Source organism: Corynebacterium wankanglinii (genome assembly GCF_013601005.1).
Classification (GTDB): Bacteria; Actinomycetota; Actinomycetes; order Mycobacteriales; family Mycobacteriaceae; genus Corynebacterium; species Corynebacterium wankanglinii.
Map to the genome: position 1 here is coordinate 72,513 of NZ_JABFED010000009.1, position 20,452 is coordinate 92,964.

Here is a 20,452-nt window from a genome sequence, read left to right on the forward strand (position 1 = left end):
GATAGGACGCTAGGCAGTGGTGGCGTGATGTTTTCGGGACGTTTGTGCTGGTGGGTGGTTGTTCTAGGGGACGTTCTTGCTGGTCAGGGGTGTTCTTTGGGGATTGTCGTGGTGGTTCCGGGGAATTCGGGGAATACTTCCGGGGACGGTCTGGGGGAGGGGTGTGTTTTGGGTGGTAGGGGAGTTTCGCGAATCCCTCGATTGAAACCCGGCCAGGGGATCCCCTGGCCGGGTTTCTGCATGCCGGTCGAATTCCCCCGAGCTCCAGCTAGACGGCTAGCTCAAGCACCGCTTCGCCGACACCGGCAGCCGACGTCGGGTTCTGGCCGGTGATCAGCGTGCCGTCCACGACGACGTGCTTGGTCATCGGGATCTTCGCGGTGGTGTACTCGCCGGCCTGGTCGCGCAGCTTCTCCTCTAGGCTGAAAGGGACTTCTTCGGTGCGGCGGGCCAATTTTTCTTCGGCCCAGGAGTAGCCGGTGACGTGGCGGCCGTCGAGAAGCTTGGTGCCGTCGGCGAGCGTGACGTCGAGCAGGCCGGCGGGGCCGTGGCAGACCGCGGAGACAATCTTGCCTGCGTCCGCGAAGTGGGCGACGGCGCGGGACACGGCCTCGGACGGGAAATCGAAGAGCGTGCCGTGGCCGCCGATGAGGTAGATGCCGTCGTATTCGTCGAGGTTCACGTCGGCGATTGCGGGGGTGTCCTCCAGCTTGTCCATGAACTCGGGGTCCTCGTAGCGCTTGTTCGTGCCGCCCAACTGGATCACCGGGGTTTTCAGGCTGACCGGGTCGATGGGCACGGCACCGCCGTCCACGCTGGCGAGGGTGACCTCGTGGCCGGCTTCAGTGAGCACGTCGTAAAAGTGGGTGAACTCGCCCAGCCACATGCCGGTGTGAATGCCGGAGTTGGTGTAGCGGTGGACGCTGGTTGAGAGCGCAAGAAATTTCATAAACCCATTATGGGGCATGCGCCGCAACGTATAGTCCGGGTATGTCACACAGCACACCACCATTAAACAGTGCGCCAGTCGTGGAAACGCTGGGCATCGATATCGTGCCCGAATCCGAGCGCACCGCGAAACCCTCGGACCTGTTCTGGCCGTGGTTCGCGGCGAACATCTCGGTCTTCGGCATCTCTTACGGGTCGTTTGTGCTCTGGTTCGGGCTGTCGTTCTGGCAGGGAGCGCTCGTTGCTGCTCTTGGCGTGACGTTCTCGTTCTTCCTCTGCGGCCTGATCGCCGTGGCCGGCAAGCGCGGGTCTGCGCCGACAATGGTGCTCTCACGTGCGGCGTTCGGCGTGAACGGGCAGAAGGTGCCGGGCATCGTCTCGTGGTTGACGTCTATTGGTTGGGAGACATTCCTTGCCATCATGGCGGTGCTGGCCACAACGACCGTGATACGGGAGCTCGGCGGCAACCCGGGAACCGGCACCAAGGTCGTGGCCACGGTCATCGTTGCGAGCTTGATTGTGGCCGCGTCCGTGCTGGGATACCACACGATTATCAAGATGCAGTCGGTGCTGACGTGGCTGACAGGTGCGGTGACCGTGCTGTACATGTTGCTGACTATCCCGCGCATCGACTGGGCGGCGGTAAGTGCGGTACCCGCAGGCTCCGCCGGCGACGTGGTGGGCGCACTGGTGATGGTCATGACGGGCTTCGGACTCGGATGGATCAACATCGCCGCAGACTGGTCGCGCTATCAGCGCCGGGATACGCCTGATTCCGCCATCATTTTCTGGAACACCTTCGGCGGCGCCATCGCGCCGGCGATTCTGGTTGTCTTCGGCCTCCTGCTCGCCGCGTCCGACGAATCGCTGGCAGATGCGATCGCCGACGACCCAATCGGTGCGCTGGCCGTCGTCCTCCCCACATGGGTGCTCGTGCCCTTCCTTATCACCGCGGTGTTGTCGCTGGTCTCCGGCGCGGTACTGGGCATCTACTCCTCTGGTCTGACCTTGCTCACCCTGGGCATCAACATCCCCCGCCCAGCAGCAGCCGCGATCGACGGCGTGCTCCTTACCGCCGGCACCATCTGGGTGGTGTTCTTCGCCCAGAGCTTCCTCGGCCCGTTCCAGTCCTTCCTGATCACCCTGGGCGTGCCCCTTGCCAGCTGGGCTGGCATCCTCATCGCGGACATCTACACCCGCACGCAGGACTATGACGAGCCGTCGCTTTACAGCGCCGAAGGGCGCTACGGTGCAGTCGACTGGACCTCTATCGGCATCCTTGCCGTCGTGTCGGTCATCGGGTGGGGGCTTGTGACCAACCTCTTCGCGGAGGAGGCCGCCTGGAACAACTGGCAGGGCTACTTCCTGCCGCTGGTCGGCGAGCACTGGGCGGATGCCAACCTTGGTGTGCTCGTAGCGCTGGTGCTCTCGTTCTTCGCGGCGTGGTTGGCGCGCCGGGGCCGGATCCGCCGGCAGGAAGGGATCGCAGCCTAGGCGGCGTCGCTCCGAGGCGGAGCCGCCACCGGTGCTAGGCCGCCGGGTTACGCACCAGGAGGCGGTCCACCTGCTGGGACAGATCCGGCGGCGGGGTGGTGAAGTCGCTGCCGAGCTCCCGGTCCGCCTGCTCCCCGGCATCGGTGTCAGCTCTTCCGCTGACCATGGCTGCCTCCGCCACGTCCAGCAGACGCTGTAGGCGGTGGACGTTGAGCTGGTACGCGCCGTCGTGCTCGGGGCCGTCCACCGGTGAGAGCCAGCCCGTGGCGGTGAAGACGAACAGGCGGGACTCCAGCAGGTTCGCCTTCAATCCCAACCTGTCTTTCGGGTCTCCCAGGCGGGGCACGTATCCCCTGTGGGCCTTGCGCACCGTACCGTCGGTGTCTAACACGGGGCCCGTATGGTCATCGGCGTACAGCGCGATGTCGGCCAACATATGCAGTTCTCGGGGGAAGAGCGACGGTGCTGTGATGCAGCGAACGGCGGCTCGCAATACTTCGCCCAAGGGCGCCTCCTTTATGCGGTTGTGGTGGAACAACGCGACATTATAATTCCGCGTCCGTCATCGGAGGCGGGGTTGCCGAAAGCCTGTGCGGAGATCCTAGATGGAGGAACCCGCCGGGATGGAGGAACCGCGCAGGCGAGAGTTGAACGCGATGACCCGGCCGTGGTCGGCGTAGATGTCGTTGATCTCGCCGACGCGGATGACGCGGCTCAGCCCCCGGTCGCCGATGAAGAAGTTGCCTCGCGTGTCGCTTGCCACGAATGTCGAGCCGTAGCGGCGCAGCTGCAGGTTGCCCATCTTGGGCGCACCGGCAAATGCGTTTGTATCGGCACAGTCCCACGCGTCCCACTTGCCCAGGTTCATCGCGTTCGCCTTGCCCTGGCCAGCGCACATGTGGCCCGGCATCGTATCCACCAGGCTGAGGCAGTGGACGAAGTCCTGGCCCTGGACGTTGTACACGCCGCAGCGCACGGTGTCCTGCTGGTTAGCAAAGGTGGCGTACGGCGCCTGGGCGGGCAGCGCGCCGTGGGCTGCGGGCCACTCCACGCCGCGGGGGTTGAAGCCCGGCCCCTGATCCGCGGATGCGGAGGACGCGCCTGCAGCAAGTGCGGTGGCAGCAGCGATAGTGGCGATGATGCCGCGGGTGATGGTGCGCATGATGTCTCCTTAGAAGTTGAACAGCACAGTGTTGGTGGAGCCGGCTCGGACCAGCGCGCGCCGGGTGATGTCAAGGACATACAGGTTGCCAGAAAACCCGGGGATCACCGTTGCGGTGCCAAAGCGCCGCACCTGCAACGGGTTGAGCTTTTGGGGCTGGCCCACAAAACCCTGGTTCCAGCAATTTGTGCCCACGAAGTCTCGGTTGACCGTGACTGCAGGGATGAGCTGTTGCGGCGGGTTGCATTCCGGCTGCGTCTGGCGTGCAGTCTCGGACACACAGATGGTCTCGGTGCCGGCTTCGGTCTGATACATCTCGCAGCGAACGTCACCCGTGGCGTTGGAGTACGTGGCCAGGTTAGGGTCGGCCGCGGCGGAGGGGACAAGGGCGGCGGCGAAAAAGGACGCTGGCGGCAAGCGATGCGGTGGCTCTTCGGTGCATGGCAGCAGTAAACCAGGCTATCCCCAGCGCTGCACGCCTCCCGGCAAAGATTTCAACATAATGCCTCGTTGTGCGGCCGATTGCGCATGCGTATCCACGAACTTCTCCGAGCGCACCCCACCCGCGCAGTACACCACCACCTCATCGCCCTCCGCGTACTTGGCCAGGGCGTTCGCCACCGCGTCGGGGTCGCGCTTCACCTCGCTCAGCGGCAGGTGCGCGGATGCGAACGGCAAGTCGGCGATGGCGCGTTCGTGCGGCTCGCGGATGTCTAAGGCGTGGGCTGCGCCGGTGCGGATGTCGTCGTAAAGCGACTGCCCCTCGGTGTCTGCCTCAGTGCTCACCGCGCACGCCTCGGCGTAGGTGGCAAGCGTGGTGGCGCGCGGGCGCGCCGGGTCGCGGGGGACGGTGAAGCGGCGGATGGTGGTGCTCAGCGCGTCGTACACGTGCAGCCGGCCGACCTGGACGTTGCCCACGCCGGTGAGGAACTTCACCGCCTCCGTGGCCATGAGCGAGCCCACCGCGGAGGTGGTCACGCCGAGCACGCCGGCGGTGGCGCAGTCCGGCACGGAATCAGCGTCGGGCTGGGTGGGGTAGAGGTCTCGCAGCCCCACACCGTCTGCGGGCGCGCCGGGGCCTGACCACCACAGCGCGATGTCGCCGCGGTAGCGCAGCACCGAGCCCCACACAAGCGGCGTGCCGGTGATCTCTGCGGCGTCGGCCGCGAGGAACTTGGTGGCGAACGTATCGGAGCCGTCGATGAGCAGGTCGATGCCGTCCAGCGCCGCGATGAAGTTGTCGGGGGTGAGCCGGCCATCCACGGCCGTGACCTCGATGCCGGGCTGCAGCGCCCGCAGGCGCTCCGCGGCCACCTCGACCTTGGATCGGCCCACATCGTCCGCGCCGAAGAGGATCTGGCGGTGGATGTTGGTGATGTCCACGTGATCGTCGTCCCACACCGTGATGTGGCCGACCCCGGTGGCCGCCAGCGTCTGCATAATGGGGCAGCCCAGGCCGCCCGCGCCGATGACCAGCACCCGCGCGTTGTGCAGCCTCTCCTGCTGCTCCGGGCCAAAGCCGGGCAGGTTCATTTGACGCGCGGTGCGCTTCAGCTCTTGCTCGTGCAGCATCTATAAGACCTCGTCCGCCCAGCTGGCCAGGCCGTCGAAGGTGGAGGACGCCACCGCGTGCTCTCGCTTCGGGATGCGCCCGGCCGCGCGCGCCAGACGGCCCGCCTCCACCGCGTGCCGCATCGCCTGCGCCATCGCCACCGGGTCCTGGCAGCGGTTCACCGCGCTGGCAAGCAGCACGCCGGAGCAGCCCAACTCCATGGCCAGGGCGGCGTCGGAGGCGGTGCCCACCCCGGCGTCGATAAGCACGGGCACCTCCGCGCGCGAACAGATCAGCTCGATGTTGTGCGGGTTGAGGATTCCAAGCCCCGTGCCAATCGGCGAGCCCAGCGGCATCACCGCGGCGGCGCCCAAATCCTCCAGGCGCTTGGCGGCCACAGGGTCGTCGGAGGTGTAGGCCAGCACGGTAAAGCCCTCGTCTATCAGCATCTCGCAGGCGTCGACGGTCTCCACCACGTCCGGCAGAAGCGTGCGGTCGTCCGCGATGACCTCGAGTTTCACCCAATCCGTGCCCAGCGCCTCGCGGGCGAGCTTCGCGGTGATCACCGCGTCGCGCGCGGTGCGGCAGCCGGCCGTATTCGGCAGCGGCGCGATACTCAAGCGGTGTAGCAGGTCGAAGACGCTCTCACCGCCGCCGGTTTTGGCGGAGTGGCGGCGCATCGCCACCGTGGTCAGCTCCGTGCCGGAGGCTTCAAGCGCCTGTTCCAGCATGTCGAATGAGCTCGCCCCGCCAGTGCCCATAATCAGGTGGGAGCCGAACTGCTTTCCTGCGATTTCCAGCACGTCTAGCCCCCCTGAACCGCGGTGAGGACGTCGGCCGCGCAGCCGTCTGCAAGCTTGCGCGTCCACTGCGAGCGCGGTACCACCTCGCCGTCGATGGCCACCGCGGTGCCGTCGGCGGGGGCTCCGACCTCGGTGACGAGTTCTTCCACCGTCGCCGCTTCGGTTGTGGTTGCTTCTCCGTTGAGCGTGATGTTCATGTATGCCTCCTCGGGTCGCACGCGGACAAGTCTATTGCGGGCGTGTGCTTCTCGACGAGCTCCGCCCCACACCGCGCCCCCAACGCCGCCAGCAAAATCCCGTGCCTGAAGTAGCCGGTGGAGACGACGGTGCGATCATCTATCCGGCCCAGGTAGGGAAGATCGTCCGGCGTGCCGGGGCGCGCGCCGGCGGTGGCCTCGATGAAGTCGCACTCCTCCAGGGCCGGCACCAGCTCGATAGCGTCGCGCATGAGCTGGTGGATCCCTTGGACCTGCGGCTGGTCCCGGCCGTCCTCGCGAGTGGACGCCCCGATGGTCAGCGTGCCGTCCTCGCGGGGGATGAGGTAGACGGGGCGGTCCTCCACGAACCCGCGTACCACGCGCGTAAGCAGCGGGTACTGGTGCTGCGGCACCCGCACGTGCAGCACGTCGCCGTAGACCGGCCGCAGATCCAGGCCTGCAACGAGTTGGCTTGCGCCGAGGCCGTTGGCCACCACCACCTGATCGCCGTCCAGCGCGTCGAGGCTTTCGATACGGTTGGGGGAGAACGTGACGTTGGCGGACCGGCAGGCGTCGATAAGCGCACGCGTAAACAGGCGGGGCTGGACCTGGTGGTCGCCGCCGATCGCAACCGCCCCCGCCAGCGCGGGGGAGAGCGCCGGCTCGAGCTTTCGGGCCTGGCGCACGGTGAGCTTGTCCACCTCCATGCCGTGGCGGGACTGGTAGTCGCGCAGCTCCTCCAGGTGGGTCTTGTCCGCGGTGTCGCGAGCCACCACGAGCGTGCCGTCCGTGCGGTAGCCGGTGGGCAGGTCCGTGTATTTGGCGGTCAGCGCGATCAGGTCCGGGTACCACTCGGCGGACGCGCGCATGAGCGGAAACAGCGGGTCCTGCTTGTACACCACCTCCGCAGTCGGGGCGAGCATGCCGCCCGCGTGGTGGGAGGCGCCGGAGGCCGGAGCTGGGTCGTGGACCGTGACCGTGTGGCCGCGGTCCGCGAGCGTGAGGGCGGCGGTCAAACCGATAATTCCTGCGCCGACGACCGAGATAATCACTCTTCAGAGGTTAGCGCGCTCGCGGCTTCGCGGCTGCGATTTTAGTGCAGCCGAGCCAGACCTCAGCGGCGAACGTGTGGTCAGGCTCTGAGGAATAAACCATGAGTTTGCCCAAAATTTGGCCTTACTCAGGGGTGCTTCCTATGGGTTTTGTGCGTACGAAGAGGCGGTGGTTGAGTGGTCCTGCACACCCCGGTCGTACTCGGCGACGACCCGCTCGCAATACGCCTTCGCGTCGTCCGCGTGCATGATGCCGCGCACGATGGCGCACCCGTCCACGCCCGCCCGGGCCAGGTCGTAGGCGTCGTCGGCGGTGACATCGCCGATGGCCACCAGTGGCACGTCGGAAGCGGCGACCAGCTCCGGGTACCCGTCAAGCCCAATCGGGGCGCGGCCGGAATCCTTCGTCGGTGTGGCACGGAAGGGGCCGCAGCCGATGTAGTCGATGCAGTCCGCCACGTCGTTGGCGGCGCGGGCCAGCTCGAGGGTGCCCGTAGTCAGGCCGATGATCGCGTCCGGGCCGAGCAGTTCGCGCACCACGCGCACGTCCAGGTCGTCTTGGCCCACGTGCACCCCGGCGATGCCGTGGCCCTGGAGAGCGAGGGCGACGTCCACGCGGTCGTCGATAAGCACTCGCGCCTGCGGGTTGACGGCGTGCACGGCCTCGACCACAGCGCGGGAGAGCGCGTAGAGCTCACGCGCGGAGATCGGTTTGGAGCGCACCTGGATCACGCCCGCGCCGCCGGCAGCGGCCTGGCGGGCGCGCTCCACGACGTCTGGGCCCTGGCCTGTGACGAAGTAACAGCGCAGATCAATCTCGGGCTTAGTCACGCAGCGCCTCGATCAGCTCGTCTTTGGTCATCTCGGAGCGGCCCTCGATGTCGAGCTCCTGCGCGCGCTTATACAGTTCGTCCTTGGTCCAGTCCTCATAGGAGCCGGACTCGCCTCCGCGCTCGCCGACTGCGGAGCGGCCGTCGCGGGCGGCCGCATTTGCAATGGCGGCCGCCTTGGACTTGGAGTTGCCCTCGCGCAGCAGGGCCTCGTAGACCTCGGGATCTTTGATCGAATTAGCCATGTGTGCCAGCCTAGGCGTTTCCGCGTGGGCGCTCGGGTTTTCTTCCGTGCGCTGGGCGCGCTGGTAGCTGGTGATGCTGGTGCCTGCCCGTGCCTTTTGGGCGGATCTGCTAGTTGCTCGGGAGCGCTGCTAGAAGATCGGTCCATTATTGAACATCAGTTTCACTATCACCTGCGGAAACGCAAAGTTGGACGCGTGATCTTCTAGTAACCGCACGCGGCGCCGCCGGCCCAACCAGCAGATCCGCGCTGAAGCGCCGCCGGTGCGCGCTCTACACCGTCATCGGGCCGGTGCGGGTGGGGTGCCCCAGAGGCTCCACGTGCACGATGGTCTCCGCGCCGCCGAGGGCCTCCGCCAGGCCAGCCTCGATGGCGTCGGCGTGGTCGTGGGCGCGGTCGACCGTCCAGCCTCCGGGGACTTGCATAACCAGATTGACGGTGCGCTCGCGGCCGGCGGCGGCGGTGCGCACGGAGGTGAACGTCACGCCGTTCGCGTCGGCGTAATCCTCCAGGTAGGTGTGCACCACCGCGGTTTCTTCCTCTGGTAGCGCCTCCGCGAGCAGGCCCAGCATGGCGCCTTTGAGCAGCTTGTAGCCGGTGAACAGGATGTTCAGGCCGACAATCAGCGCCACAATCGGGTCCAGCGGCTGCCACCCGGTCAGCCATACCAGCGCCATGCCGACGATGACGCCGACGGTGGTCCACACATCTGTGAGCAGGTGGTGGCCGTCCGCGTTGAGCGTGGTCGAGCGGTATTTCTTGCCGGCGCGGATCAGCGCGACGCCGACGGCGCCGTTGAACACCGTGGCCACCACGGAAAAGGCCAAACCGATGCCCACCTGTTCCACAGGGACGGGGTGGAGCAGCCTGTCCACGGCGGTGAAGATGATGGCCACAGAGGCGAGCAGGATCAGTGAGCCCTCCACCTGGGCGGAGAAGTACTCGGCGCGGGCGTGGCCGAAGTGGTGGTTGGCGTCCGCGGGCTTGGCCGACAGCTTCAGCGCCCACAGGCCCACCGCGGCAGCGATGAGGTTGATGCCGGATTCGATGGCGTCTGAAAGGAAGCCCACAGACCCGGTCACCCACGCTGCGACAGCTTTCAGCACAATGGTTGCCACGGCTGCGCCGATGGAGAGCCACATGAAGCGCTCGAGGAGTTTCTGCTCGTTATCCACCACGATGTGTCATCCTTTTCAACCCCGGCAGTCTCAACCCTGCTGTCGAGGAGTCACCCTAACAAACCGGTACCGTTGGCCGGGCACAACGCAAATTCCCCTATCCCGGAAGGTTTTCATCATGGGCCGTTGGGTCGTTGCCATCGCCGGCGCAGTCGTCGGTGCACTGTTTTTTGGTTGGCTGCTGCAGATGCTGGGGGTCACCGGCATCCTTTACACCGTGGGCGTGCTGGTCGGCTCCGCCGTCACCTCCTCCGCGGCTGGCGCCCTGATCAAGCCGGGCCGCTAAGCGCCCCTCCGACTCCGCACCCCCAGATAGGACCCCGCATGGCGCGCACCCGCAGGCCCGCGCCGGGGTATGACTCGGAGGGCAACGAGGCGGAGCGCCCCGAGCTGGAGGACGATTCCTGGAAGTTCCCCGAGGGCTTCGTCCTCGACCGCGGGGATCGCGGGTAGCTTAGCGACGCGCTAACGCCCAAGCCGCATCACGCGGTGCGGGATGCCGGTGTCGAGGAACTCCTCGCCCTCGGCGACCAGGCCGAACTGCTCGTAGTAGCCGACCAGGCCCGCCTGGGCCTCGACGATGAGGTCGCCGGGGAAGCGCTCGGTGTATTCGATGCCGGCGCGCACGATTTTCGGCCCCAGGCCGGAGCCGCGGTGGGCGGGGTGGACCACGAAGCGGCCGAAGCGGGAGCCTGTGTCCGTGGGGAAGACGCGGGCGCAACCGGCGAACTGCTCCCCGTCGAACGCCAGGATGTGGCGGGTGGCGGGGTCCGCGTCCTGGTCGTCGATCTCGTTGTAGGGGCAGTTCTGCTCCGCGACGAACACGTCCACGCGCAGTTTGTACAGCTGGTGGACCTCGAGCGGGGTCATCTCATGCAGTGATTTGAGGCTGATCATGCTTTGGTTCAATCCTTCCCGTCTTGCCATACGAGAGGTGGCGGTGCGCCCACTCGAAGGGGCCCTGCTTTCCTGCGCGGTCAAGGGCCACGGCCAGCGCCAGGGTAATCGCCCACACCAGCAGGCCGATCAGCAGCTTGCCGGTGACGGACGTATCCAGGCCGACTCCCAGGAATGCGGGGGTGCACAGCAGGATAAACAGGAACGACTGCGCCAGGTAGCCGGACATCGAGCGCTTGCCCAGGGCCACAAACGCCCGGGCCCAGCCGGGAACCTGGTTGTGCAGGCTGTCCGTGGCCAGCGCCAGCGCGGCCAAAATGCCCGGTCCGGTGAGGTACCCCACGGCCTGGTTGAGCACGAACAGGGGCATCTCCCACGCGGCGGGCAGCACGCCAGCCGCACTCAGGCCCCAGGGCAGGCCGACGTACACGATCACCACCCCGGCGATGACTGTCCAGGTGATTAAGGTGCGGCGGTGCGAAGCGACGTCGATAAGCACCCGCTCCCGCGCCCACACGTAGCCAATGACGGCCAAACTCAGCAGCTGCACCGCGGCGATGGGCTGCATGCTGAGCATCCCCACCGCCATGCTCATGTTGGAAGAGAAGTAGGCGCCCAGTGAGTCCAGGCTGAGGGTGGGATCTGCTTCCAGGAAACCGGAGGTGGCGTCGAAGTAGAGGGAGGCGTAGGCGCCCATCACGCCCATCGCGGTGAACACGACGAGGATGCTGTACGCGATGACGCGCAGTGTTTTCGAGCTCAGCGTGAGCATGGCCGCGAGCAGGATGCCCACCAAGCCGTAGGTGAGCATGATGTCGCCGTAGAAGAGCAGGCACATGTGCGCCAGACCAAACAGCGCGAGGATGCCGTAGCGGCGAAACAGCACGCGCCGGGCCTGCTTGGCCGGGTAGTGCTTCCGGTACAGGCTCGCGGCGACCAGGCCGAAGCCGAAGCCGAGGAGCGTGGTGAACATGGGCAGGCCGCGTACGTGGATGAACATGGCGGCGAACACGGCGCTGACCTGGTCGAGCATGCTGCCGGGGCGCACGCCGCCGACGGACCAGCCGACGCGGGACTGGTCCTCCGACCAGTCGTTAATCACCCAGGCTTGGGCGACGTTCGCCATGGCGATGCCCAGCAGGGCGGTGCCGCGCGCGAGGTCGGGGACGATTAAGCGTTGCTGTTGCTGTTGGCTCTCGTGCATGCGCTCAACCTACCGCGTTAGCCCCGCCCGAGTCCTTCACGGTGCCGGGCGCGGTGTGGTTGAATGTCTCTGTTGATACAGAAGTTGCCAATGTGATTGGGGATGCCATGCGCCGTCTGCACGCCGCCCGAACCGTTGCCGCCGCGATCATGCTCGTGACCTCGGCGGTTGTGGCCAGCCCTGCGGCGCACGCGCAAAACGCGGAGGCGGAGGTGAATGATCTGCAGAACTACACCTGGCGCACCGACCCAGTCTCCAAGGTGCTTGCGGGCAAGCCCACGGCCGAGCGTGTCCTGCACCGCGTGCCGGGATCGTTCTTCGACGCCCCTCGCACCCCTGCGGAATCCGACGCGGCACTGCAGCGCGGCCACGCGCTCTACGGCCCGAGCACGCCGCTCTACGTCGGCTCCGTTCCCGGCCAGGAGGTTATGTGCACCACCACCGTCGCCGGGTACAACAACCGCGGCGAGAAGGTCGCTCTCACCGCGGGCCACTGCGGCAACGTGGGTGACGCAGTGCGTTCCGCGGACGCCTGGCAGCTCGGCCGTACCGGGACGATCACATACGTGAACAAGCAGCTGGACTACGCCGTGATCACGCTGGCGCCCAACACGGAGGTCACCCGCTCGTACAACGGGGTGACCGCCAACCACCTCGGCGGCGCACCGATACCCCGGGGTGGGGTGGTGTGCAAAACCGGCGTGGCTTCGGGCACGACGTGCGGCTACACCATTTCGGACTGGGATACCCGCAACACCAACCATGTCTGCGCCATGCAGGGCGACTCAGGTGCGCCGCTGATGGTGGGCGACCGCGTCATCGGCATGGTCAACGGCGGGATGTGGGCCCCGCCGTTCAACGTGTCCTGCCGGACACCGCTGCAGGGCCCGCTCCATGCGCCGACAGGGTCGTTGCGCATGGATTCCGTGCTCGGCGACGTGCCGGGCGGCTTCCGCCTTCCGTAGCCCGCCCGGTCCCGGCTAGCTCCGCAGCGCGGCGAGGACCTCCGCAACCGTCTGCGGGTTACCGGCCACGCACCACGTCACCCCGCCCGCGTCCACCTTTTCTGCGCGTCCGCCCACGGCCTCCACGAGCGCTTTCCCCGGCAGCCAATCCCAGTCCGGGACGGTGTGCTGCAGCCAGGCGCCCATCTGGCCGGATGCGAGGTTGGCAAGATCCACAGAGCCCGCGCCCATCATCCGGATCGTCGCTGTGTGGCGCACGGCCTTCAGCCAGGTCTCACGCACTGCGTCGTCCGCCATGAAGGTGGGGTGCAGGTACGTCACCAGCGCGCTTCCGCCTAGCGACGCCTCCGGCAACCCACCAAGCTCCACCCCGTCCCGTGTCGCGGTGCCGTCCGCCGCCAGCCAGGTTGTCCCGGTGGCGGGGCGGTGCACAGCGCCAATGGCGGGGGTGCGGGCGGAGCCGGCGTCTACAAGCGCGAGCGCGGAGCAGAAGTAGTCCGAACCCTGCGAGAAGTTGTAGGTGCCGTCCACGGGGTCGATCACCCACGTCCTGCCCGTCGCGGAGGCGCGGGATGCGCCCTCCTCGCCGAGCACCCCGTCGTCCGGCCGCAAGGCGTCGAGCACGTCGGCCACGAACGCCTCGGCAGCGCGGTCCGCGTCGGTGACCACGTCAGAGACAGACGTCTTGAAGTCGGTGCCCACGCCACGCGCCCGCATCCGTAGCGCGAGCTGCCCGGCGTGTTCTACCAGCGCGGCGGCCAGCTCGGCGTCAGAGTCGTGTGCGTGGGCTTTGATGAACGTTTGAGTATCCGTCACGCCGCCATTATTGCCTAGACGGGGAAGCCGCGCCTGTGTCCTCGTTTTCCTCCAAGTAGACGTTGGAACCAAGGTCGCGGAACTCGCGCGCCATCTCCTGCTCGCCCTCGCGCGCCGCCGGTCCGGTCACTGGGTCCGGCGTGGCGTCGAAGTCGAAGGTGGGCATGCCCAGGTCCGCGATCTGGTCGCCGAACTCGTCGCGGATGTCCTGGCTGATGCGCATGGAGCAGAACTTCGGCCCGCACATGGAGCAGAAGTGTGCCGTCTTCGCGGGCTCCGCCGGCAGCGTCTCGTCGTGGTAGGACTGCGCGGTCTCCGGGTCCAGGGAGAGCGCGAATTGGTCGTGCCAACGGAACTCGAAGCGGGCCTTGCTCATCGCGTCGTCCCAATCGCGCGCGCCGGGGTGGCCCTTGGCAACGTCGGCCGCGTGGGCGGCCACCTTGTAGGTGATCACGCCGGTCTTCACGTCGTCCTTGTTCGGCAGGCCCAGGTGCTCCTTCGGGGTGACGTAGCACAGCATGGCGGTGCCGCCCATGGCGATGTTGGCGGCGCCGATCGCGGAGGTGATGTGGTCGTAGCCCGGCGCGATGTCGGTGACCAGGGGGCCGAGCGTGTAGAACGGCGCGCCGCCGCACCACTCCTCTTCCTTGTCGTTGTTCACCTGGATCATGTTCAGCGGCACGTGGCCCGGGCCCTCGATCATCACCTGGACGTCGTAGTCCCAGGCGCGCTTGCACAGCTCGCCGATGGTCTTCAGCTCGGCGAACTGGGCGGCGTCGTTGGCGTCGGCCACGGAGCCGGGGCGAAGCCCGTCGCCAAGCGAGAACGCAACGTCGTACTGGGCGAAGATCTCGCACAGTTCGTCGAAGTTCTCGTAGAGGAAAGACTCCTTGTGGTGAGCCAGGCACCAGCCGGCCATAATCGAGCCGCCGCGGGAGACGATGCCGGTGACGCGCTTGGAGGTCAGCGGCACGTACGGCAGGCGCACGCCGGCGTGGACGGTCATGTAGTCCACGCCCTGTTCGCACTGCTCGATCACGGTGTCGCGGAAGATCTCCCACGTCAGGTCCTCGGCGATGCCGTTCACCTTCTCCAGCGCCTGGTAGATGGGCACGGTGCCAATCGGCACGGGGGAGTTGCGCAGGATCCACTCGCGGGTGGCGTGGATGTCGTCGCCGGTGGACAGGTCCATCACCGTGTCCGCGCCCCAGCGGGTGGCCCAGCGCAGCTTGTCCACCTCCTCACGGATGGAGGAGGTCACCGCGGAGTTGCCGATGTTGGCGTTGATCTTGGTCAAAAACGCGTTGCCGATGATCATCGGCTCGCTCTCCGGGTGGTTCACGTTGTTGGGGATAATCGCCCGGCCCGCGGCGACCTCGTCGCGCACCTTCTCCGGGGAGCAGTGCTCGCGCAGCGCCACGTATTCCATCTCGCGGGTGATCTCCCCGCGGCGGGCGTAGGCCATTTGGGTCACACGCTTGCCGTCCTGCGCGCGAAGCGGTGCGCGGGACTCGCCCCGCCACTCGTCGCTGGCGCGGCCGCGTTTGACGGCGGAACGGCCGTCGTCAAGCAGATTGCGCTCGCGGCCCGCGTACTCCTCCACGTCGCCGCGCGCCTGGATCCACTCGCCGCGAAGATTCGGCAGGCCCACCTCCGGCTCCGCGTACGGGCCGCGGGTGCGGTAGATCTTGAACGGTGCGTTCGGGCCAGTGGGGGAGTCGTCCAGCTCGATCGCGGTCTCCGGCACCTCCAGTCCGTCCCGCACAATCGGGGCGTAGGAGTGCTTCGGGTGGATTTCGTGTGCATAGATGTCGTGAGCCACGACCTTCTCCTTCCTTCGCTGGTGCTAACCAGACAGGTTCGAACGGTGTTCGCGCGGCGCGTGTGTGCCACATCAGCGCGATCTCAGCCCGGTGCCCCGGGCGCCCGTGTGGGGTCGGATGCCATGCTATCCCGTCTTGGCTGTCGCGTCAGGCGGTTCGCTAGACTTCCCCCCTATGCAGCCGGAGACTCACGCGCGGATCAAGGACTTAAGCTCCACCCTCTCCACCATTGAGAAGGTGATGGACTTGGACGTGCTCCGCGAGCGCGCCCGAGAGCTTGAGGCGCAGGCCGGGGACCCCAGCTTGTGGGACGACCCGGCTCATGCGCAGCAGGTCACCACGGAGCTCTCCAACGTGCAGGCGCGGTTGAAGAAGGTCACCTCGCTTCGCTCGCGTATCGACGACCTTCCGGTCATGTACGAACTGGCCGAAGAAGAGGGCGACGCTGGGATGGCCGACGAAGAGCTGGCCGACGTTGCGGCCCAGATCGACTCGCTTGAGGTGCAGACCATGCTCTCCGGTGAGTACGACCAGCGCGAGGCCGTGGTGAACATCCGCTCCGGCGCCGGCGGCGTGGACGCGGCGGACTGGGCCGAAATGCTCATGCGCATGTACACCCGCTGGGCGGAAAAGGCTGGCCACAAGGTGGACATCTACGACATCTCCTACGCCGAGGAGGCCGGCATCAAATCCGCGACGTTCGTGGTGCACGGCGAGTACCTCTACGGCCAGCTCTCGGTGGAGCAGGGCGCGCACCGGCTCGTGCGCATCTCACCCTTTGACAACCAGGGCCGCCGCCAGACCTCGTTCGCCGAGGTGGAGGTGTTGCCGGTGGTGGAACAGACCGACCACATCGACATCCCGGAGTCCGACATCAGGGTCGACGTCTACCGTTCCTCCGGTCCCGGCGGGCAGAGCGTGAACACTACAGACTCCGCGGTGCGCATCACCCACATCCCCACCGGCATCGTGGTGACCTGCCAAAACGAAAAGTCCCAGATCCAGAACAAGGCATCCGCGCTCAACGTGTTGCAATCGAAGCTGCTGGAGAAGAAGCGCCAGGAGGAAAAGGCCGAGATGGACGCGCTCGGTGCCGGCGGCAACGCCAGCTGGGGCAACCAGATGCGCTCCTATGTGCTGCACCCGTACCAGATGGTCAAAGACCTGCGCACCGAGTACGAGGTGGGCGACCCGCAGAAGGTCCTCGATGGCGACATCGACGGGTTTTTGGAAGCCGGCATTCGCTGGCGCATGGCGCAGCAGCAGGAGGGGTAAGGAAGCGTCTTCCTGTCCCGGGCGGTGACGGATCTGGCATACGCCCATCCGCCGTCCTGGGGAGAATGACAGATGTTGCAGTCGGCGTGGGCCATCCGTCATTGGGGCGGGGCTTTTTAGGCGTCGCGCCGAACACAGCCGCGACCGCCACGGTGGCGGCGACGAGCATGGTCCGCGGACGCGAATCGATCACGCCCATGAGCGGGATCTGCAGCAATGCCACAGAGATGGCAAAGGCGAACACGGGCACCTAGTAGGCGCTGCCGCCATCAACCTGTGCACGGAGGTGGGCTACAAAAACGCTTGATCCAGGAGCAGTTGCGCATCGCCTCCGGGCAGAAGCTGCGGCCTGCCCCCAGGACGACATCCAGATCCGCGACGAGGCCATCGAACGCGCCCTACGTGCGCTCGGCGAGCTGAAAGTCGACGGTGTGGTCACCACCGCGCCGTTCCAGGCGTAGCTGATCAACACGCTGTCGCGGTGGTCCGAGGTGGTGGCCGGGGCGGTTTCGCTCCGGCCCTTACTTTTTGCGGGCACCGATCACAGATGTTGCACGGGCGTTTCCGCCGACCTGGGGGTAATGACGCATGTTGCGGGTGGGCTGGGACATCGGTCATTGCGCTGGGCCAAAAGGGGCAGCAGCGAGGTCGAGCGGGCCGACACCACAGCAGCCACCGACAGGCTCCGCGCGCCAAAGATTCACTATCGCCACTTCCGTAACAGGTAGAGTGAGCCGCGTGATCCGATTCGACCATGTGACCAAGGCGTACCCGACGTCCACGCGCCCGGCGCTCGACGACGTCACGCTCGACATCCCCGACGGCGAGTTCGTGTTTCTCATCGGCGCGTCCGGCTCCGGCAAATCCACCTTCCTCGAGCTGCTCATCCGCGAGGAAAACGTCTCCTCGGGCGACATCTACTTCGACGACTTCCACGTCAACGCGCTCAGCGGCAAGCAGGTGAACACCCTGCGACAATCCATCGGCTACGTGTTCCAGGATTTCCGTCTGCTGCCGCGCCTGAACGTCTACGACAACGTCGCGTTCGCTCTGGAGGTCATCGGCAAGCCCAAAAACCGGATCGCCAAGCTCGTCCCGGACGCGCTCGAGCTCGTCGGGCTGGCTTCGAAGGCCAAGCGCATGCCTCAGGAGCTGTCCGGCGGTGAGCAGCAGCGTGTGGCTATTGCGAGAGCTTTCGTCGATAAGCCGAAGCTCATGCTTTGCGACGAGCCTACGGGCAACCTCGACCCGGGCACCGCCGGCGAAATCATGGCCCTGCTCGCGCGGATCAACCGCATGGGCACAACCGTGATCATGTCCACACACAACGCCCGCGCGGTGGACGAGATGCGCAAGCGCGTCGTTGAACTGCAACTGGGCAAAATCGTGCGCGACGAGCAAAACGGCGTGTACGGGGATGTGAGGAGGTAGCTATGAACTGGGGATTTATTGGCCGCGAGGGTGTCAAAGGTCTGGGGCGCAACCTCACCATGACTATCGCGTTGGTCATTACCACGGCGCTGTCGCTGGTGCTGGTCGGCGCGGGAGTGCTCATCTCGAAGGCCACCGCGCAGACGAAGGACCTCTACCTCGACCGCGTCGAGGTGATGGTGGAGCTCAACGAGGACATTTCCGCCCACGACCCGGATTGTTCCTCCGAGGCATGCCGCCAGGTGCGCGACACGCTCCAAGCGGATGACCGCGTGGATCAAGTGACGTTCCGCTCCCGGGAGCAGTCCTACGAGCGCTTCAAGGAGCTGTTCCAGGATTCCGAGCCGGAGCTTGTGCGCGAGACCACCCCGGACGCGCTGCCGGCGGCCCTCCACGTGAGGCTGGCCGACCCGACGGACACTGCGCCGCTCGACGCCATCCGCGACATGGACCAGGTGGAGGTCATCTCCGACCAAGCCGACACGGTCCGCTCCGCTGCCGGGACCCTGAACACCTTCCGCAACGTCGCGTTCGCCGTGGCCGCGGCCCAGGCTCTCGCCGCAGTCTTCCTCATTGCCAACATGGTGCAGCTGGCCGCCTACAACCGCCGCGAGCAGATCGGCATCATGCGCATGGTGGGTGCGTCGCGCTGGTTCACCCAGGCGCCGTTCGTTTTGGAGGCGGTCCTATCCGTGCTCATCGGCGCAGTGCTAGCCACCATCGGCGTGTGGGCCGGCAAGCAGTTTGTCGTGGACCCGCTGCTGGGGGATTTGTACGCTAACCAGCTCATCGCCCGCGTGCCCGATTCCACGGTGTGGGCCGTCATGCCGCTTGTGGGGCTCATCGCCATGGTGCTCGGAGGCCTTGCGGCGCAGGTGGCACTTCGCTCTTACGTGCGTAAGTAGTACACTTATCGCTCTTATGTCCAAGAAGAACACAAAGACGAAGCTTTCGAACACCGGTGTGCTTGCCACCAACCGGAAGGCTCGCCACGACTACACCATCTTGGACACGTGGGAGTGCGGGCTGGTGCTCCAAGGCACCGAGATCAAGGCCCTGCGCGAGGGCAAGGTGTCGCTTGTGGAAGCATTTGCCACCATCGACAACGGCGAAGTCTGGCTGCGCAACATGCACATCCCCGAGTACTCGCGCGGCCACTGGACCAACCACCCGCCCCGCCGCACGCGCAAGCTGCTGCTGCACCGGCGAGAGATCGACTCGCTGGAGGGTAAGGTGCGCGACGGCAACCGCACGCTCATCCCGCTGTCGCTGTACCTCAAGGACGGCCGCGCGAAGGTTGAGCTCGGCCTGGCGCAGGGTAAGCAGGACTACGACAAGCGCCGGGACATCAAGCGCCGAACAGAAGACCGCGAAATTACCCGCGATCTCGGCCGCAAGCTCAAGGGCATCAAAGCCTAGCCGCATACTTCGCTACGGTGGTTGCCTATGAAGAAGGCACTGATTACTGGCGCATCCCGCGGCATCGGCCGTGCCATCGCCGAAGAACTGGGCAAGGACCACCACATCTACGCCGGCGCGTCGAAGGACGCCTCCGACATCGTGGCCGCGCTTCCGAACGCGGAAGCGTTCGAAGCGGACCTCACCGACACCGACGCGATCCTGAAGGCCGCGTCCGAAATCGAGGAGCTGGACGTGCTCGTGCTCGCCGCCGGCGTGATGGATCACGGCCCGCTGGAAGAGCTCACAGACGACAAGTGGCGCGAGATGATGGAGGTCAACCTCTTCGCCCCGGTGACGCTGACCCGCGCGTTGCTGCCTGCTTTGCGACGTTCCTCCGGCCTCATCATCACCATCAACTCCGGCGCCGGCTTCCACGGCATCGCCGAGAATTCCGCATACTGCGCCTCGAAGTTCGCCTTGCGCGGCTTTACTGAATCCCTGCAGGAAGAGGAGGCCGGAAAGGTGCGGGTGACCTCGCTGCACCCGGGTCGCACCGACACAGACATGCTCTCCGGTGATGACGGTCGCCCGAAAATGGATGCAGTCGAGGTGGCCAAGGCGGCGCGCCTCGCCGTGGACGCTGGGCCGGATGCGGTGGTGGAATTCCTCCGGGTGCGTCCCGCGAGGACGTAGCCGGGGTGCGGGGGACGGGACCGGGCGTCGTAAAGCGCTTGCGTTATAGGCGGGCGTGAGGTAACGTCCTGTCACCTACGTTTCTTCGTAGTTGACGGGGTCGATTCTGGTTTCGACTTCATCTACTCAGCCAGGGGAAGCGTGCCGGTGCAGGCAGGAGACCACCGTGAGCGTCGCTGTAACTAATAAACGCAGAGAAGAACTCTCAGCGTGACTACGCCCTCGCTGCCTAATTAGAAAGGTTCAGCGACCTGCGTGTCCGTCAGGCCGGGATGTCCCCGACCCGGTACCTGGCGTCGACTTAGGGGACTTGCCTTCCGGCCCTGTCAGTGGGGCCTTGGAAGGGACACCTTTCACTGACTGGGCCCGTCATCCGGACATGTTCGCCTGATCCGGAGGGCCAAGCAGAGACGTTGCGCGAACTGCGCACGGAGAAGCCCTGGCGCGGTGGTGAAGGACCCGGGTTCAATTCCCGGCGGCTCCACCG

Annotated in this window: 24 protein-coding genes and 1 other RNA gene; 10 read left to right on the forward strand and 15 right to left on the reverse strand. The window is 66.2% G+C overall.

The genetic code is table 11. The annotated features are described in order from the left end of the window. Positions 1-268: 268 nt before the first annotated feature. Positions 269-949: a type 1 glutamine amidotransferase domain-containing protein gene (locus HMA55_RS10690; protein WP_181193028.1), complete on the reverse strand. Its 681-nt coding sequence runs from the start codon at positions 947-949 to the stop codon at positions 269-271. Between the two features lie 41 nt (positions 950-990). Between HMA55_RS10690 and HMA55_RS10695 the strand changes: the two genes are divergently transcribed. After that, on the forward strand, positions 991-2,442 hold the full coding sequence (locus tag HMA55_RS10695; RefSeq protein ID WP_181193029.1) for a purine-cytosine permease family protein: 1,452 nt from the start codon (positions 991-993) through the stop codon (positions 2,440-2,442). 34 nt (positions 2,443-2,476) lie between these two features. Here the strand turns inward: HMA55_RS10695 and HMA55_RS10700 are convergent, their stop codons facing one another. The 10 genes from HMA55_RS10700 to HMA55_RS10745 all read right to left on the reverse strand — a co-directional run bounded on the left by HMA55_RS10700 (position 2,477) and on the right by HMA55_RS10745 (position 9,424). Continuing rightward, the gene (locus HMA55_RS10700) at positions 2,477-2,947 is read right to left on the reverse strand and encodes a hypothetical protein (RefSeq protein WP_181193030.1); all 471 of its coding nucleotides are present in this window, start codon (positions 2,945-2,947) and stop codon (positions 2,477-2,479) included. A 96-nt stretch (positions 2,948-3,043) separates the two neighbouring features. Continuing rightward, entirely contained in the window at positions 3,044-3,604 is a 561-nt protein-coding gene (locus HMA55_RS10705; RefSeq protein ID WP_181193031.1) for a hypothetical protein, read from the reverse strand. A 9-nt stretch (positions 3,605-3,613) separates the two neighbouring features. Continuing rightward, positions 3,614-4,021, reverse strand: a complete 408-nt coding sequence (locus HMA55_RS10710; RefSeq protein ID WP_181193032.1) for a hypothetical protein — start codon at positions 4,019-4,021, stop codon at positions 3,614-3,616. Positions 4,022-4,063: 42 nt separating this feature from the next. Continuing rightward, positions 4,064-5,176: a ThiF family adenylyltransferase gene (locus HMA55_RS10715; protein WP_181193033.1), complete on the reverse strand. Its 1,113-nt coding sequence runs from the start codon at positions 5,174-5,176 to the stop codon at positions 4,064-4,066. Next, complete coding sequence (locus tag HMA55_RS10720; RefSeq protein ID WP_181193034.1) at positions 5,177-5,959, reverse strand: thiazole synthase; 783 nt, start codon at positions 5,957-5,959, stop codon at positions 5,177-5,179. Between the two features lie 2 nt (positions 5,960-5,961). Beyond that, positions 5,962-6,177, reverse strand: a complete 216-nt coding sequence (gene thiS / locus HMA55_RS10725) for a sulfur carrier protein ThiS (protein WP_407925756.1) — start codon at positions 6,175-6,177, stop codon at positions 5,962-5,964. Next, a complete protein-coding gene (thiO, locus tag HMA55_RS10730; protein ID WP_181193035.1) occupies positions 6,153-7,208 on the reverse strand; it encodes a glycine oxidase ThiO in 1,056 nt (351 codons plus the stop codon). Before thiO ends, thiS begins: the two co-directional genes overlap by 25 nt. A 141-nt stretch (positions 7,209-7,349) precedes the next feature. Further along, positions 7,350-8,039 carry a thiamine phosphate synthase gene (locus HMA55_RS10735; RefSeq protein ID WP_181193036.1) on the reverse strand — a complete coding sequence of 230 codons (690 nt, stop codon included), beginning with the start codon at positions 8,037-8,039 and terminating at the stop codon, positions 7,350-7,352. Further along, positions 8,032-8,283 (reverse strand): DUF7218 family protein, encoded by a 252-nt coding sequence (locus HMA55_RS10740; RefSeq protein ID WP_181193037.1) that lies wholly within the window; start codon positions 8,281-8,283, stop codon positions 8,032-8,034. Before HMA55_RS10740 ends, HMA55_RS10735 begins: the two co-directional genes overlap by 8 nt. 271 nt (positions 8,284-8,554) lie before the next feature. After that, the gene (locus tag HMA55_RS10745) at positions 8,555-9,424 is read right to left on the reverse strand and encodes a cation diffusion facilitator family transporter (RefSeq protein WP_181193063.1); all 870 of its coding nucleotides are present in this window, start codon (positions 9,422-9,424) and stop codon (positions 8,555-8,557) included. 154 nt (positions 9,425-9,578) lie between these two features. On the opposite strand from HMA55_RS10745, the gene HMA55_RS10750 reads away from it, so the two are divergent. Together HMA55_RS10750 and HMA55_RS11470 are read left to right on the forward strand one after the other, a co-directional pair. Beyond that, positions 9,579-9,746 (forward strand): glycerol dehydrogenase, encoded by a 168-nt coding sequence (locus tag HMA55_RS10750; RefSeq protein WP_085957783.1) that lies wholly within the window; start codon positions 9,579-9,581, stop codon positions 9,744-9,746. A gap of 38 nt (positions 9,747-9,784) precedes the next feature. Next, complete coding sequence (locus HMA55_RS11470; protein WP_257802599.1) at positions 9,785-9,913, forward strand: hypothetical protein; 129 nt, start codon at positions 9,785-9,787, stop codon at positions 9,911-9,913. Positions 9,914-9,925: 12 nt separating this feature from the next. On the opposite strand, the gene HMA55_RS10755 is transcribed toward HMA55_RS11470, so the two are convergent. Beyond that, positions 9,926-10,357: a GNAT family N-acetyltransferase gene (locus HMA55_RS10755; protein WP_181193038.1), complete on the reverse strand. Its 432-nt coding sequence runs from the start codon at positions 10,355-10,357 to the stop codon at positions 9,926-9,928. Next, positions 10,332-11,561, reverse strand: a complete 1,230-nt coding sequence (locus tag HMA55_RS10760; RefSeq protein WP_181193039.1) for a DUF418 domain-containing protein — start codon at positions 11,559-11,561, stop codon at positions 10,332-10,334. Before HMA55_RS10760 ends, HMA55_RS10755 begins: the two co-directional genes overlap by 26 nt. Before the next feature lie 107 nt (positions 11,562-11,668). On the opposite strand from HMA55_RS10760, the gene HMA55_RS10765 reads away from it, so the two are divergent. Further along, positions 11,669-12,526: a chymotrypsin family serine protease gene (locus tag HMA55_RS10765; protein ID WP_181193040.1), complete on the forward strand. Its 858-nt coding sequence runs from the start codon at positions 11,669-11,671 to the stop codon at positions 12,524-12,526. A gap of 15 nt (positions 12,527-12,541) precedes the next feature. Here HMA55_RS10765 and HMA55_RS10770 read toward each other — a convergent pair whose 3' ends face one another. Both HMA55_RS10770 and thiC read right to left on the reverse strand, forming a co-directional pair. Then, on the reverse strand, positions 12,542-13,342 hold the full coding sequence (locus HMA55_RS10770) for an inositol monophosphatase family protein (RefSeq protein WP_181193041.1): 801 nt from the start codon (positions 13,340-13,342) through the stop codon (positions 12,542-12,544). A 7-nt stretch (positions 13,343-13,349) separates the two neighbouring features. Further along, a complete protein-coding gene (thiC, locus tag HMA55_RS10775; protein WP_181193042.1) occupies positions 13,350-15,164 on the reverse strand; it encodes a phosphomethylpyrimidine synthase ThiC in 1,815 nt (604 codons plus the stop codon). A gap of 175 nt (positions 15,165-15,339) precedes the next feature. On the opposite strand from thiC, the gene prfB reads away from it, so the two are divergent. The 6 genes from prfB (at position 15,340) to ssrA (ending at position 20,452) form a co-directional block, all read left to right on the forward strand. Continuing rightward, positions 15,340-16,440, forward strand: a complete 1,101-nt coding sequence (gene prfB, locus HMA55_RS10780) for a peptide chain release factor 2 (RefSeq protein WP_181193043.1) — start codon at positions 15,340-15,342, stop codon at positions 16,438-16,440. Positions 16,441-17,178: 738 nt separating this feature from the next. Then, positions 17,179-17,871, forward strand: coding sequence for a cell division ATP-binding protein FtsE (ftsE, locus tag HMA55_RS10785; protein ID WP_181193044.1), 693 nt, complete (start codon positions 17,179-17,181; stop codon positions 17,869-17,871). Between the two features lie 2 nt (positions 17,872-17,873). Continuing rightward, a complete protein-coding gene (gene ftsX / locus HMA55_RS10790) occupies positions 17,874-18,776 on the forward strand; it encodes a permease-like cell division protein FtsX (protein WP_181193045.1) in 903 nt (300 codons plus the stop codon). 16 nt (positions 18,777-18,792) lie between these two features. Further along, complete coding sequence (gene smpB, locus HMA55_RS10795) at positions 18,793-19,290, forward strand: SsrA-binding protein SmpB (protein WP_181193046.1); 498 nt, start codon at positions 18,793-18,795, stop codon at positions 19,288-19,290. Positions 19,291-19,317: 27 nt separating this feature from the next. Then, the gene (locus HMA55_RS10800) at positions 19,318-19,965 is read left to right on the forward strand and encodes an SDR family oxidoreductase (RefSeq protein ID WP_181193047.1); all 648 of its coding nucleotides are present in this window, start codon (positions 19,318-19,320) and stop codon (positions 19,963-19,965) included. Positions 19,966-20,061: 96 nt separating this feature from the next. After that, positions 20,062-20,452, forward strand: a transfer-messenger RNA (tmRNA) gene (gene ssrA, locus HMA55_RS10805).